Annotated in this window: 12 protein-coding genes; 2 read left to right on the top strand and 10 right to left on the bottom strand. The window is 71.9% G+C overall.

The features are described from left to right. Window positions 1-56: 56 nt before the first annotated feature. The 3 genes from OG595_RS39970 to OG595_RS39960 all read right to left on the bottom strand — a co-directional run bounded on the left by OG595_RS39970 (window position 57) and on the right by OG595_RS39960 (window position 3,397). Window positions 57-1,169, bottom strand: coding sequence for a sensor histidine kinase (locus OG595_RS39970; RefSeq protein ID WP_329283560.1), 1,113 nt, complete (start codon window positions 1,167-1,169; stop codon window positions 57-59). Window positions 1,170-1,171: 2 nt separating this feature from the next. Further along, window positions 1,172-1,921 carry a response regulator transcription factor gene (locus OG595_RS39965; RefSeq protein WP_443073297.1) on the bottom strand — a complete coding sequence of 250 codons (750 nt, stop codon included), beginning with the start codon at window positions 1,919-1,921 and terminating at the stop codon, window positions 1,172-1,174. A 123-nt stretch (window positions 1,922-2,044) separates the two neighbouring features. Beyond that, window positions 2,045-3,397, bottom strand: coding sequence for a hypothetical protein (locus OG595_RS39960; protein WP_329280902.1), 1,353 nt, complete (start codon window positions 3,395-3,397; stop codon window positions 2,045-2,047). A gap of 113 nt (window positions 3,398-3,510) precedes the next feature. On the opposite strand from OG595_RS39960, the gene OG595_RS39955 reads away from it, so the two are divergent. Then, window positions 3,511-4,743 carry a molybdopterin-dependent oxidoreductase gene (locus tag OG595_RS39955; RefSeq protein WP_329280900.1) on the top strand — a complete coding sequence of 411 codons (1,233 nt, stop codon included), beginning with the start codon at window positions 3,511-3,513 and terminating at the stop codon, window positions 4,741-4,743. Between the two features lie 367 nt (window positions 4,744-5,110). Here the strand turns inward: OG595_RS39955 and OG595_RS39950 are convergent, their stop codons facing one another. The 6 genes from OG595_RS39950 to OG595_RS39925 form a co-directional block, all read right to left on the bottom strand. Further along, window positions 5,111-5,953, bottom strand: a complete 843-nt coding sequence (locus OG595_RS39950; RefSeq protein ID WP_329280898.1) for a class I SAM-dependent methyltransferase — start codon at window positions 5,951-5,953, stop codon at window positions 5,111-5,113. Next, window positions 5,950-6,567, bottom strand: a complete 618-nt coding sequence (locus tag OG595_RS39945) for a TIGR04282 family arsenosugar biosynthesis glycosyltransferase (protein WP_329280896.1) — start codon at window positions 6,565-6,567, stop codon at window positions 5,950-5,952. The genes OG595_RS39950 and OG595_RS39945 overlap by 4 nt, the downstream gene beginning before the upstream one ends. After that, on the bottom strand, window positions 6,564-7,292 hold the full coding sequence (locus OG595_RS39940) for a glycosyltransferase family 2 protein (protein WP_329283556.1): 729 nt from the start codon (window positions 7,290-7,292) through the stop codon (window positions 6,564-6,566). Before OG595_RS39940 ends, OG595_RS39945 begins: the two co-directional genes overlap by 4 nt. Window positions 7,293-7,454: 162 nt before the next feature. Then, window positions 7,455-8,450: an NAD-dependent epimerase/dehydratase family protein gene (locus tag OG595_RS39935; protein ID WP_329280895.1), complete on the bottom strand. Its 996-nt coding sequence runs from the start codon at window positions 8,448-8,450 to the stop codon at window positions 7,455-7,457. A gap of 54 nt (window positions 8,451-8,504) precedes the next feature. Next, window positions 8,505-8,840: a hypothetical protein gene (locus OG595_RS39930; RefSeq protein ID WP_329280892.1), complete on the bottom strand. Its 336-nt coding sequence runs from the start codon at window positions 8,838-8,840 to the stop codon at window positions 8,505-8,507. Between the two features lie 180 nt (window positions 8,841-9,020). Beyond that, complete coding sequence (locus tag OG595_RS39925) at window positions 9,021-10,133, bottom strand: LacI family DNA-binding transcriptional regulator (RefSeq protein ID WP_443073296.1); 1,113 nt, start codon at window positions 10,131-10,133, stop codon at window positions 9,021-9,023. Between the two features lie 100 nt (window positions 10,134-10,233). Between OG595_RS39925 and OG595_RS39920 the strand changes: the two genes are divergently transcribed. Then, window positions 10,234-12,474, top strand: coding sequence for an alpha-galactosidase (locus OG595_RS39920; protein WP_329280890.1), 2,241 nt, complete (start codon window positions 10,234-10,236; stop codon window positions 12,472-12,474). 139 nt (window positions 12,475-12,613) lie between these two features. Here OG595_RS39920 and OG595_RS39915 read toward each other — a convergent pair whose 3' ends face one another. After that, window positions 12,614-13,627 carry a hydroxyacid dehydrogenase gene (locus tag OG595_RS39915; RefSeq protein ID WP_329280888.1) on the bottom strand — a complete coding sequence of 338 codons (1,014 nt, stop codon included), beginning with the start codon at window positions 13,625-13,627 and terminating at the stop codon, window positions 12,614-12,616. Window positions 13,628-13,919 lie beyond the last annotated feature (292 nt).

Below are 13,919 nucleotides of genomic sequence, written 5' to 3'. Positions count from 1 at the left end.
CCGGCGCCCGCCGCTCTCCCTGCCTCTCCCGGGGAGAAGCCGAGCGCTCCTCGAGATCAGGCCTCGGCCAGGGGAAGAGTCACCTCGAAGCGGCAGCCGCCGGGCACATTGCGCACGGCGGCCTGTCCGCGGTGTGCCTCGACGATGCCGCGGACGATGGCGAGACCGAGGCCGGCACCGGCCGGAGGGGTGCGGGCATGCGTGCCGCGCCAGCCGGTGTCGAAGACACGCGGCAGGTCCTCGTCCGGGATGCCACCGCAACCGTCGGTGACGGACACGACGACGCCGTCGGGGGAACGCTCGGCGGCGATCGCGACCGTACCGTCCGAGGGTGTCCGGCGGATCGCGTTGACCAGCAGATTGCTCAGCACCCGGCTCATCTCCTTGCCGTCGACCTCGACCGGCACCGGTTCGATGCGATCGCCGATCAGCCACACACCGTGCTCTCTCGCGAGAGCGTCCGCTCCCGCGAGGGCGTCGCCGACAAGGTCGTACATGGACATGCGCGACGGAGAGAGGGCGAGCGCCCCGGCGTGGATGCGGGAGAGTTCGAAGAGGTCACCCACCATGTCGTTGAGACGTTCGACCTCCGTGCGCATCTGGCGGAGGTAGCGGTCGGGTTCGGCGGCGACGCCGTCCTCCAGTGCCTCGGACATCGCGCGCAGCCCGGCGAGCGGGGTGCGCAGGTCGTGTGAGATCCAGGCGACCAGTTCACGTCTCGATGTCTCCAGGGCGCGCTCGCGGTCGCGGGACGCGGCGAGCTTCGCGCTGGTGCTGGCCAACTCCCGGCTCAGAGCGGAGAGTTCGGCGGTCGCCGAGCCGTCGGGAGCCGCGAAATGGCCGCCGTCACCGAAAGAACGGGCAGCCGCGGTGAGGGCCCTGCTGCCGGCGACGACCCGACGGCCGAGCAGCAGCGCGGTGGCCAGCGAGACGACCGCCGCCATCGCGACAACCATGGTCACAACGGTCAGGTCGTGCGAGGACAGGAACATGGCCCGCGCCACGGCCAGCGTGCCCGCGAGCATGGCCGCCACGGCAACGGCCACGACCACGGCGAGGGACATGGTCAGCGAGCGTCGCCGGATCAGCCACAGCACACCGGCCCCGACCAGCCCGGCCGCGACGGCGCCGAGAAAGGCGAACAGGGCGATCAGCAGGAAGGCGCGCATGGTCACACTGCCTCCTCGAACGGCGTGGTGTCGAAGCGGTAGCCCACTCCCCACACCGTCTGGATCAGCTGCGGGCTGGCCGGGTCGTCCTCCACCTTGCCCCGCAGCCGGCGTACATGGACGGTGACGGTGGACAGGTCGCCGAAGTCCCAGCCCCACACCTCACGCATCAGCTCTTCGCGGCTGTAGGCGCGGCCGTGGTTGCGCAGGAGGAAGACGAGGAGGTCGAACTCGCGGAGCGTGAGGCTGAGTTCGGCGCCGTTCTTGGTGGCGCGCCGGGCGGCCGGGTCGATGGTGATGCCTGCCCCGTGCACCGGGTGGGCTGCCGCGGCGGGCCGGGTCCGGCGCAGTACCGACTCGACCCGCAGCACCAGCTCGCGGGGGCTGAAGGGCTTCGTGACGTAGTCGTCGGCGCCCACTTCGAGGCCCAGGATCCGGTCGCCCTCGTCGCCACGGGCGGTGAGCATGATGACCGGCACGGGTCCACGGGCCCGAATCCGGCGGCACACCTCCAGGCCGTCCATGCCGGGCAGCATCAGGTCGAGCACCACCAGGTCCGGTCGGTTGGCGGCGGCCCGTACGAGTGCGGAGGGCCCGTCACCGGCGCGTTCCACGTCGTACCCCGCTCGGTCGAGATAGCCGGAGACGACCTCGGCGACCGTAGGGTCGTCGTCCACGACCAGGACGCGCATCGCGCCGACCCGCCCTCGGGGAGCGGGCTCGGTACCTGCGGATTCATGCGGCTGCTGCATGCACCCCAGCTTCTCACCCGCCTCACTTCGGTGCGGCGCGGCCGGCCCTACGTCCGCGATTCGTAAGAACCTGGCACCGCTGTCCTCCCGTGGCGGCTCGAAGGGGAGCCCTGTCGTCGGTCGTCACCACCCCGTAAGCAGCAGGTGGTTGAGGAGCAGGGCGAGAGCTGCCTGTGCCGTGAGCCAGGCGCGGGGCCGGGTCAGGAACGCGCAGGCCGGGAGCAGCCACAGGGCGAACGGCAGCCAGATGCGCTCCGTCTCCGCCTTGCTCATGCCCGAGAGGTCGGCGGTGAGCAGGGCGAGCAGCGCGGCGAACACGAGCAGGGCGAGCCGGGATCCGGGGGCGTCCACGCTCGTGCGCAGGCGACCGCGGAAGCCCTCGCGTACCGGAGCCGCGCCGGCCCGCCGCAGGCCCGCGACGGTCGCCGGACCCACCAGCAGGACCGTGCACGCGAGGTTCGCCCACACCCAGTAGCCGTAGGGGCGGACACCGCCGGCTCCCTGGTAGTAGCGGGTGACGAGCAGGCGATACGCCTCCCACCAGTTGAAGCCCGCGAACGTGAACGCGGCCGGGACGACCACGAGTCCGGCGAGGACGTACGGGAGTGGGCGCAGTCGTCGGGAGCCGAGCAGCACGACGCCGCCGGCGATCACCGCGAACAGTGTCAGCCCGTAGGAGAGATACGCGGTGAGCCCGAAGAGGAGCCCGGAGGCCAGGCCCGACGACCGTGGCCGGTGTCCGGTGACCGCGAGGGCGAGGAAGGCGACGGCCCAGGCGGCGACCGCCGCGAAGTATCCGTCCGCGGACGTGCCCATCCACACGGCCGCCGGGGCCAGGACCAGGAACGGCGCGGCCCGGCGGGCGAGCGCCTCCCCGCACAGCGCGCGCACGGTGACGAGAACCGCCACCGCCGCCGTCGCCCCGACGGTGACGCACCAGACGCCCGCCCAGGCCCCGCCGCCCAGCCCGATCCGGTCGAGGAGGACGAACGTGAGCGTGGCCCCGGGAGGATGCCCGGCGACATGCGCGGGCCAGGCGTCGGGGGAGCGGATCAGGATGTGGTGGGTGAAGTCCCGCAGGGCGGCGGGGATGTCGTGGAAACGGTTGACCGGTTCGATGACCTGGAGGTACTCGTACTTGGTCGTCAGCCGCAGGGCGATGCCGCGCTGCCATCCGTCGACCAGGGCGAGCGAGAACGTCCACGTCGTGGCGGTGCCGCAAGCGGTCAGCAGCAGCGCGCGCCAGGGCAGCCGGGCGGCGAGGAGCGGCCCGTACGCGACGACGGCGACGGCGACGCCAATCGCGGCCGGGGTGCCGGGGCCCACATGCGGCTCCCAGTGGCCGTACACGGGAGGCCAGCTCACACGAAGGGTTCCGTAGCGGTCCTGGATGACGGTACCGATCACAGCGGCCGTCGTGACGAGCAGCGCTGCGGCCAGGGCCGCGGACAGGTCGCGGAGATGATCACGGTTCACACCGGCACGCTAGGCCGGGGAGGGCCGGCCAGGGCTCCGGCGGGCCAGGACGTCAGCGTTTCGTCATGAGTCGCGGGCCCTGTCCCCCGCCTGTCCCGGCCTACGGTCGGACCATGCCCGACCAACTCCTCCCCACCTCCCCCGGTTTCTGGCGCAGTCCGCTGCGCGGCCCATGGTTCACCTCCGTGCTCGGCATCGTGCTGCTCGGCGGGATCACGGTGCTCTTCGTGACAGGCCTGCTGTCGTACGCGGCCTACAACCCGGATCTGTCCCCGGTGAACGACAAGACCCCGGACAAGCGCCTGCTGGGCTTCTACCTCTTCGCCTGGCCGACCGACCCGCCGTGGCTCTACCGGCTCACCCAGGGCGTCCACGTCACCCTCGGCATCGCGCTGATCCCCGTACTGCTGGCGAAGCTGTGGTCGGTCCTGCCCCGGCTGTTCACCCTCCCGCCCGTGCGCTCGCTCGCACACGGGCTGGAAAGGATCTCGCTGCTCCTGCTGGTCGGGGGCGCGCTGTTCGAGTTCACCACCGGCGTGCTGAACGTCCAGCTCGACTACCTCTTCCCCGGCTCCTTCTATCCGCTGCACTTCTACGGGGCCTGGGTGTTCTTCGCGGCGTTCGTGACACACGCGGTGCTGCGGGTACCGGCCGCGCTGCGCAACCTGCGCCACCTGCGCGACGAGGAGAACGGCCTCGTCGCGCCGGCCCCCACCCCGCCCACCTTCTCCCGCCGCGGCGCCCTCGGCTTCGTCGGCGGCGGCTCCCTGCTCCTGCTGGTCACGACGGCGGGCCGGAGTTTCGACGGGGCACTGCGGGAGACGGCTCTGCTCGCGCCGCACGGTGGCCCCGAACCGGGTTCGGGCCCCGGCGGCTTCCAGATCAACAAGACGGCCGCGTCGCGCGGGATCAGCACGACGGAGACGAGTGAGGAGGCGTGGCGGCTGGTCGTCGAGGGGCGCGGACGGACGGTCCGGCTGAGCCGGGCAGAACTGATGCGACTCCCCCTGCACGACGCCGCGTTGCCCATCGCCTGCGTGGAGGGCTGGTCGACCTCCGACCAGTCGTGGCGGGGCGTACGCCTACGGGATCTGGCGGCGCTCGTCGGGTACGAGGGCGACGCGCCGCCGGACGTACTGGTGGAGTCGCTCCAGCGGCACGGGGCGTTCCGCAGGGCCGCCCTGCGTGACAACCAGGTGGGCGACCCGCGTGCCCTGCTGGCCCTCTTCGTCAACGGCGCGCCTCTTACTCCTGACCACGGTCACCCGGCGCGGATCATCGTCCCCGCGGCGCCCGGGGTACTCAACACCAAGTGGGTGGCACGGATGACGTTCGGAGACCTGTGATGCGACGGCCTGTGGAGCGACGACCTGTGATGCGACGGCTTCCGGTGCGCCTGGGCTCGAGGAGCCCGTACGTCGGGAGCCCCTTCCAACTCCTGCTACTCGCCTGTTCGTTCACGCTCGCCGGGTACGCGGGAGTGCGGCTGTTCGCGGACGACTGGTTCTCGGTGGCGCTGTGGTTCGTGGGCGCGGCGCTGGTGCACGACCTGGTGCTGGTGCCCTTGTACGCGGGCGCGGACCGGATCGTCACACGGGCGCTGGGCATGCTGGGCTGCCGGGAGTGGACCGTCTTCGTGCGCGTCCCGGCGGCGTTCTCCGGCCTCCTGCTGCTGATCTGGTTTCCGCTGATCAGCGGACAGGTGGCGGACCGCTACCGGTCTGCCACCACCCTGTCCGGCGACGGGTTCCTGTCCCGCTGGCTGCTGATCACGGCCGTGCTGTTCGGCGGCTCGGCGGTGGCCCTCGTCCTGCGGTCGGCGCGGTCGGCGCGGTTGCGCAGGGCGACGAAGGAGCGGCCACCGGCCGTCCACTGACCCGCCGGGCGCCAGCCCGCGTGCGTCGCGAGCCGGAGCAGGGCCGGGGTGCCGAGGCGGGCCCAGGGGAAGGGCGGGCCGGCGGACCCGTGAGCGTCGGCGGCGATGCGGACGACGTGGACGGTGACGCGTTCGTCGACCTCACTGTCGGGGACGGTCTCGGTGATCAGGAGGCCGCCCTGACGGAGGAGTTGGGACATCCGTCGAAGGAGGGCGCCCGGGTCGCCGCCGATGCCGATGTTGCCGTCGATGAGGAGGACGGTGTCCCAGCGCCCCTCGGCGGGGAGCGGTTCGAAGACGGAGCGTTGCAGAGCCTGGCCGCCGAGCCGCACGGTGCGGGCGACGGCGGCTTCGCTGACGTCGATGCCGAGCGCGGGCAGGCCCCGGGACGCGAGTTCGGCGACGAGCCGCCCGGGCCCGCATCCCACGTCGAGCACGGCCCCTTCACAGTGCTCCAGGACCTTCATGTCCGCCGCGTCGGCCCCGGCGCACCAGCGTTCCACCTCCAGCGGCAGCAGCCAGCCGTCGGCGCGGCGGAGGAAGAGCGGCCCGCCACCGGTGGCCAGGGCCTCGGAGTACGGATCGGCAGCCCAGGGACGCGGAATGCCGGGGGACACGACGGACACGGGACGGTCCGAGCCGGTCGTCCTCGGCGACGTGATCTCGTGTGCGGTGCTCATCGACCGGCGACCGCTCCGAGACGCCCCAGCTCAGCGGCGAACCGGCTCCCCGGGGCAGCCGCGGCGACCGCCGCCGCGTCGCCCGCGGTGTCCACGTCCCGAAGGCACGGCAGCACGCGCACGCGCAGACCCGCCATGACGAGCCGCTCATACTGCACGGCACCCGTCGTGGGCGTCGACATCGGCACACCGCGCAGTAGTTCGGGGTCCGGGCGGGCGAGACCCAACGCCCAGAATCCACCATCCTCGGCCGGGCCGAAGTACGCGTCGCAGTCGGCGAAGTCCACGGTGAGCAGAGCGGGCGTCACCTGCGGGGTGTCCATGCCGATGAGCAGCGCGGGTCCGTCGCAACCGGCGAAGGCGGCGGCCAGCCGCTCGTCCAGACCTCCCGCGCACTGGGGGACGACGTCGAAGCCGGGCGGCAGCCAGGGGCCCGGCGCGCCGTCGAGCACCAGCACGCGGCGCCGGGCGGGGGTGGCCGCCACCGTCCGCAGGCTGTCCACGAGCGCCGCCTCGGCGAGCGCGGCCGCTTCCCGGGGCGTGTACGGCGGGGTGAGCCGGGTCTTGACCCGGCCCGGCCGCGGTTCCTTGGCGATGACGAGAAGTGTGGTCACTGAGCGGTTCCTCCAGGGAGTACGGAGAGCAAGTCGGCGGCGGTCCCGCCCCCGGGCGCCGGTGGTTCGGACAGGACCCGGCCCATGTCCCGTACCGCCTGCCAGGTGCCACGCCAGGTGCCGGTGACCTTGGAGTCACCGGTGCGCGGCAGGTACGGCACGTCGTGCTCGACGACACGCCAGCCGGAGTCGGCGGCGCGGACGACCATCTGCAGCGGGTAGCCGCTGCGGCGGTCCGTGAGCGCGAGGTCGAGCAGTTGTTCGCGGCGGGCGGCGCGGAGCGGGCCGAGGTCGTGCAGGCGCAGCCCGGTGCGGCGACGCAGCATCCGTGCGAGCGCGAGGTTGCCCATCCGGGCGTGCGCGGGCCAGGCGCCTCGGCCCTGCGGCCGGCGTCGCCCGAGCACGAGGTCGGCCGCACCCTCGCGTACCTCGCGCACGAAGGGTTCGAGGAGGGACGGGTCGAGTGACGCGTCGCAGTCGCAGAAGCACACGATGTCCGCGGTGGCCGCGGTCAGCCCGGCGTGGCAGGCGGCGCCGAAGCCGCGGCGCGGCTCGTGCACGACGGTCGCACCGAGGGCCCGGGCCAGCTCCGGCGAGCCGTCCGTGGATCCGTTGTCCACCACCAGCGCGCGCCAGTTGGGCGGGATGCGGGCGAGCACCCAGGGCAGGGCCTCGGCCTCGTTCAGGCAGGGAAGGACGACGTCGACAGGCGCGGCGACCGTCACCGCCTCCGGTTCTGACGCGGTTGCCGACACGGTTGCTGACGCTGATTCAGGAGGGGTCATCACGACTTTCACCCTACGAAGACAAGAGGCGGACGGCGGACTCCCGCTCCTTACGAAACACGGACGTCGCGTCGGGAGCGGGGCACACGGGAGAGGCGTGGGCTACTCCCCGCGAAGCCTTGCCTTCGCGAATTCCCGCATTCCCTCGGCGAACCCGACCTCGGCCTTCCAGCCCAGCTCGGCCCGCAGGCGGGACGAGTCCGCCGTGATGTGGCGTACGTCCCCCAGTCGGTACTCCCCGGTCACCATGGGTTCGGGCCCGCCGTACGCGGAGGCCAGCGCCTGCGCCATCTCCCCCACCGTGCGGGGCTCCCCGCTGCCGGTGTTGTACGCGACCAGCGCACCGGCCCGGGCCCCGGCCTCCAGCGCCGCCACGTTGGCCGTGGCCACGTCCCGCACATGCACGAAGTCCCGTCGCTGGCCGCCGTCCTCGAAGACCCGCGGAGCCTCGCCCCGGGCGAGCGCGGACCGGAAGAAGGACGCGACGCCGGCGTACGGGGTGTCGCGGGGCATGCCGGGCCCGTACACGTTGTGGTAGCGCAGCGACACCGCGGCGCCGTCCGTCGACCGGGCCCACGCTGCCGCCAGATGCTCCTGGGCCAGCTTGGTCGTCGCGTACACGTTGCGGGGATCGGCCGGCGCGTCCTCGCCGACCATTCCCGGTGTCAGGCCTTCCTCGCAGCGCGGGCACCGGGGTTCGAACCGACCCGCGTCCAGATCGGCCGCGGTCCGGGGCCCGGGTCGTACCGCCCCGTGCCACTCGCAGGCGTACGAGCCCTCGCCGTACACGACCATCGACCCGGCCAGCACGAGGTGCCGCACCCCCGCGTCCGCCATGGCGGAGAGCAGCACGGCCGTGCCGAGGTCGTTGTGCGACACGTACTCGGCCGCGTCACGGAAGTCCTTGCCCAGTCCCACCATCGCGGCCTGATGACAGACGGCGTCCACGCCCGGCAGTACGGCCGCGACCGCCTCGGCGTCGCGCACGTCCGGACCGTCGCGCAGGTCGAACACGACCGCCTCGTGCCCGCGCGCGGTCAGCGCCTCGACGACATGACTCCCGATGAACCCGGCTCCGCCGGTGACCAGTACTCGCATGACCGGAACGCTAGGAGCAGGGACGCACCGCACGGCAGCCCCACGCCCAGGTCGTCACAGCTCCGTAAGACCTCGGCACAGGTGGCAAACCCACGTCGCCCCTTCCCGGGGGATGTGCTCCGGAGACCTCGCGTCATGCCCACTTCGCCGCCCTGCCGACCACGCGACCCTGCGGTCGAACCCCCGGTTGAGCAGCGGCGGCAGCACGCTGCCGAAGCGCGCCGGCACTCGCGTGCCGGTGCCGGGGCAGATGGCGAAGCGTCGCCGGTCGATGCCGTCGACGATCACCGACGCGACCCTCTCCGCGCTCAGCGGTCCGATCGTGCCGCCGACCGCCCTGGTCTCCGCCGGCTTCCACCGGTTCTCCTCGGCGAGCGGCGGGGTGTCCACGTCCGCACCGCGCGGAGTCCATGTTCGCGGCGGCCGACAGCTCCTCCATCGGCGCCTCCGGACGCTCTCGTCCCCGCGCGATCAGCGATATCCGGGCGCCCGGTTACGCGAGCGGCCGGGCCGTGGCAACTCCGCTGCGGCGGCGCGGGCCGTCCGGCACGGGCCAGGGCGTTGTCGGCATCACTTCGGTGGTCGTACCGACTGCCGGATCACCAGTTGAGTGCCCAGCACCACATGGTCGTCGGCGAGAGGCTTCTCCCCCTCCAGCGCCAGGCGGACCGCGGTGCGTCCAAGGTCCTCGTAGGGAACCCGCACCGTGGTGAGCGCGGGCGTCAGGTCGGCGGCGAAAGGCACGTCGTCGAAGCCGACCAGGGACACGTCACCGGGCACGGACAGACCGGCCTCACGCAGCGCCGCCAGGGCACCGACGGCCACCACGTCCGTGCCCGCGAAGATCGCCGTGAAGCCCAGTCCTTCCTTCAGCGCGGCCCGGATCCGCTGATAGCCGGAGACCCTGGTGTACTGCCCGGCCACATCCAGCTCCTCGGCGTACGGAACGTCGTGGGCCCGCAGCGCCTGGCGATACCCGGACCGGCGCTGCTCCGCGCTGCTCATGAGGGGATCGCCCCCCAGGAACAGGACACGCCGGTGTCCCATGCCGAGCAGGTGGTCGACGGCCTGGAAGGCGCCGCCGCGATTGTCGTAGTCGACCACCGTCACCGGCAGGCTGGACGGCAGCGGCGGCCGTCCGCACAGGACCAGCCGGGAACCGGCGGATTCCAGCGCCCTGGCGTATTCGGCCATGCGCTCGTGATACGCGTCGTCCAGCACCGCTCCGCCGACGAGGATCACCGCCGCCGCGTGCTGCTCGCGCATGAGCTGCACCAGGTCGTCCTCCCGGCCCCGGTCGTTGTGGGTGACGCAGACCAGACTGAGCCTGCCGCGTGCCGCCGCCTCCTGCTCCACCCCTGCCGCGACATGGGCCAGTGAAGGTCCGGTGATGTCCTGCAGGACCATGGCGATCGGGCCGGCGACCTGGCCGGAGAGAGCCTTGGCGTGGACGTTCACCACGTAGTGCAGGGACTCGACGGCTGCCATGACCCGGGCACGCGTGGCCTCGGAGACCGGATAGTTCCCGGCGAGCGCTCGGGAAACGGTTGCCACCGACACGCCGGCCTTCACAGCGACATCACGAATCGTGCTGGGCCCGCCACTCGCACTCTTGGTACGCCGCCGCCTGCCGGGCTGCTTGAGTTCGGAGCCCGTTGGAGAGCCGCTTCCGTTGTCCGTCACAGCTCGACGTTACTGCATGTGAGGCCTCTTGCAGACAGCTGATGCGCGAATTACGGTCTTCGAACAGTAATCGTTTACTAGATTCACCGGAGTCGCCTCAATGTCCGTCACCCACCTGCGCTGGGGAACCGACGAACTGTCCCTGATCCTGTGCCTCGACCCTGCCGGTCCGGTCAGGGTGCTGGCAGCGGGCGAGGCGGCCACGCTGCCGGATCCCGGGCATGAACCCGAACTGTGCGCCCTGCTCACGCACCGCGCCCTGCCGTTGGTCGAGGTCCAGACCGCGGGCAGCGGCCGGCTCGGCACCTCGGGCAAGCGCCATGTGGACGGTGCCGCGGCGCTGGCCCTGCGCTACACCGGTCACGAGGAGGTGGTCCACGAGCGACGCGGGGACGGGAACAGCGACGGAGACGGGGACGAGGACGTACGCGTTCTGCGCGTGCGGATGGCCGACAGGACCACCGGTCTAAGCGTCACCGCCGTCTGCACCCTGCGGGAGGGCATCCCGGTTCTCCGCACCGAGGCCTGCCTGGAGAACGCGGGCGACCGTCAGGTCACCCTGGAGTACGTCTCCTCCTTCGCGTGCGCCAACCTCGCCCGCCATCTCGGGGACGGCGAACGCTGGGAGGACGGCCTGGCCCTGTGGCTCGCGGCCAATCCCTGGAGCGGCGAATACCGCTGGTCCAGGGCCACTCTGGCCGAGCGCGGTCTCTACGACGTGGGCATGGTGCCCTTCGGCCAGACCGGGTCGAAGAACCGGATCGCCGTGACCAGCACCGGCTCCTGGTCCTCCTCCGAACACCTGCCCATGGGCTGCCTGGAGGAGATCCGAACCGGCCGTGCCCTGCTGTGGCAGATCGAGCACAACGGGTCCTGGCACGCCGAGGTGGCCGATCGCTGCGACGACGTCTACCTCGCGCTGTCCGGGCCGACCGACCGCGAGCACCAGTGGCGCCGTGTTCTCGCCCCCGGCGGGTCGTTCCGTACCGTACCCGCCTCGGTCGCCTTCGTTCCCACGGGAGGACCGGAGGCCGCGCTCGACGCCATGACCCGGCACCGGCGCGCCACCCGGCGCCCGCACCCCGACCACCAGGTGCTGCCCGTGGTCTTCAACGACTTCATGAACAGCCTGATGGGCGAGCCCAGCACCAAGGCCCTGCTGCCTCTGGTCGACGCAGCCGCGACGGCCGGTGCCGAGTACTTCTGCGTCGACGCCGGCTGGTACGACGTCGAGCCGCCCGGCACGGTCGGCCCCGGCGGTGTCCCGGGATGGTGGGACTCGGTGGGCGAGTGGAAGGAGTCGGGGACCCGCTTCCCCGGCGGGCTCATGGAGGTCCTGGACCGCATCCGCGATGCGGGCATGGTCCCGGGACTGTGGCTGGAGCCCGAGGTCGTCGGCGTACGCAGCCCGGTCGCCGCCGCCCTGCCCGACGAGGCCTTCTTCCGGCGGGACGGCGTCCGTCTGGCGGAGTGGGGACGCCACCAGCTCGACCTGCGCCATCCGGCGGCGCGCGCCCACCTCGACGGGGTCGTGGACCGGCTGGTGCACCACTACGGCGTCGGCTACCTCAAACTCGACTACAACATCGACATCGGTGCGGGCACCGACGGCCCGGACAGTACCGACAGTCCCGGCGACGGCCTCCTCGGCCACAACCGCGCCCACCTGGACTGGCTCGACGGCGTCCTGGACCGTCATCCCGGCCTGGTCCTGGAGAGCTGCGCGGCCGGCGGCAGCCGCACCGACCACGCGATCCTCTCCCGCCTGCCCATCCACTCCGTCACCGACCAGCAGGACTTCCGGCTCCTCCCCGCCATCGCCGCCGCCGCGCCCACCGCGGTCACCCCCGAACAGGGCGCGATCTGGGCTTACCCCCTGCCGGAGCACACCGACGCCGAGCTGGGCATGGTGATGGTGACGGCCATGCTCGGCCGGGTCCATCTCAGCGGTCGCCCAGACCTTCTGACGGATCATCAAATGGACATCGTGCGCGAGGCGTTGGCCACCTACAAGACCTACCGCCATCTCCTGCCCACCGCCCGCCCCCACTGGCCGCTCGGCCTGCCGGACTGGCGCGGCGGCTGGCTCGCCCTGGCCCTCAGCACGGCCGACGACACGACCCTGCTGGCTCTATGGCGTCGGGACGGCGCGCCCGAGACCGTGTCCGTTCCCCTTCCGTGGACCACCGAGGCGGACCGGCCGCGCCTGCTGTTCGGGGCGGGGCCACGGCCGTCGTACGACTGGGACGGCCCGGAGCGCACCGTGCGGGTGACCCTCCCGGCCGAGCGGTCGGCGGTACTGCTGTCCTTCGGCACCGGCCCGGCCGACACCGCGACCTGAAGCCCGACGCTCTCGTGGGACGGCTGTGGCCCCTCGGTGAGCACGGGTTCACCGAGGGGCCACAGCCGTCCCACGACGACGGGGACCGGAAGGGACACAACACACGTACGCCGGCCGGAGGCCCATGCCGACAGCCGACTCAGGCGCTGATCGCCAGGTCCGCCAGGCTTACCGCGTGGGCGAGCCGGCGTCCTGCGGCGAGGAGTGCCAGTTCGTCGACGACCGTACGGCCGAGCCGTTCCAGTTCGTTGCCGAGCGATCCGGCGATGTGCGGGGTGAGAAAGACATTGGGCAGCCGATAGAGGGGGGACCCCGTGGACAGCGGCTCGGGTTCGGTGACGTCGAGCACGGCGCTGATCCGCCCGGCGACCAGCTCGTCGGTGAGCGCCTCGGGGTCGACGAGGGCGCCCCGCGAGGTGTTGATCAGTACGCCGCCGTCCCTGATCAGCGCCAGCCGGTCGCGGTCCAGCATCCGGTAGGTCTGCGGGATGTCCGGGGCGTGCAGGCTGACGATGTCGCTGGTGCGCAGCAGTTCCTCCAGGGACATCGGTACGGCGCCGAGGGAAGCCGCCTCGGCCTCGTCCACGTACGGGTCGTACAGGGCCGCCGTGAGGTCGAAGGGGCGCAGGAGTTCGAGCACCCGGCGGCCGATCCGCGAGGCGCCGATCACCCCGACGCGCCGGCCGAGGTTGCCGATGTCCGCGTACTCGGTGGGCGCGGGGTAGGCGCGCACGGTCCGAAAACGTTCACGCAGGCCGAAGGCGTCCTTACCGGCGAACAGGATCGCGGCGAGGGTGTACTCCGCCACCGGCAGCGCGTTGGCCTGCACCGCGCTGGAGACGGTGAGGCCGCGTTGCCAGGCATCCGCCCCGATGAGGCTGCGCACACTGCCCGCCGCGTGCAGCACGGTGCGCAGCCGGGGCGCGGCGGCCAGCGCCTCGGCGCCGATGTGCGGGCAGCCCCATCCGGTGATCAGGATCTCGGCCTCGGCCAGTGCCTCCCGCGCGGCCGGGTCGGTGAAGTCCTGGACGACGAGCGTGGAGTCGATCCGCACCAGTTCCCCCACCCGCGCCATCAGGTGTGGCGGAAAGAGCTCGGGCAGGTGGACCGGGTTCATCGCGAACACGGCTGAGGGCAGGTGTGGGCTGGGCATGGGACTCCTGCTTCGACGCGGAGAAAGGATCAGATGAAAGTAAACGTATTCTACGCTAGAGAGGATTCCAGCCAGGGGTCAATGGTTTCGCCTGAAGTCGAGACAGGGTCACCGTCACCCACCGGAATCACCAGGGACATAGATTTCCCAGGTCAGTAGCCCAGCAGGTAACGCATTTGAAAGTTTGGCGAAACAATCGGGCCTCGCCCTCTTGCGGTTCCAGCCATCAGCCCCTTACGGTCCACGCAGCAAACGGTTACTTTCCCTCTTCGGGTGTGACCCCGCCGGACCT

This window comes from Streptomyces sp. NBC_01451 (assembly GCF_036227485.1).
In the GTDB taxonomy this organism is placed as follows: Bacteria; Actinomycetota; Actinomycetes; order Streptomycetales; family Streptomycetaceae; genus Streptomyces.
Note: the sequence above shows the minus strand (reverse complement) of the source record. Positions and strands in the feature narration are given on the sequence as shown.

Bases quoted from the DNA above. Each gene is read 5' to 3' on its own strand.
- OG595_RS39970 (WP_329283560.1), bottom strand. From the start codon at position 1,169: ATGCGCGCCTTCCTGCTGATCGCCCTGTTCGCCTTTCTCGGCGCCGTC.
- OG595_RS39965 (WP_443073297.1), bottom strand. From the start codon at position 1,921: ATGCAGCAGCCGCATGAATCCGCAGGTACCGAGCCCGCTCCCCGAGGG.
- OG595_RS39955 (WP_329280900.1), top strand. From the start codon at position 3,511: ATGCCCGACCAACTCCTCCCCACCTCCCCCGGTTTCTGGCGCAGTCCG.
- OG595_RS39950 (WP_329280898.1), bottom strand. From the start codon at position 5,953: ATGAGCACCGCACACGAGATCACGTCGCCGAGGACGACCGGCTCGGAC.
- OG595_RS39935 (WP_329280895.1), bottom strand. From the start codon at position 8,450: ATGCGAGTACTGGTCACCGGCGGAGCCGGGTTCATCGGGAGTCATGTC.
- OG595_RS39920 (WP_329280890.1), top strand. From the start codon at position 10,234: ATGTCCGTCACCCACCTGCGCTGGGGAACCGACGAACTGTCCCTGATC.
- OG595_RS39915 (WP_329280888.1), bottom strand. From the start codon at position 13,627: ATGCCCAGCCCACACCTGCCCTCAGCCGTGTTCGCGATGAACCCGGTC.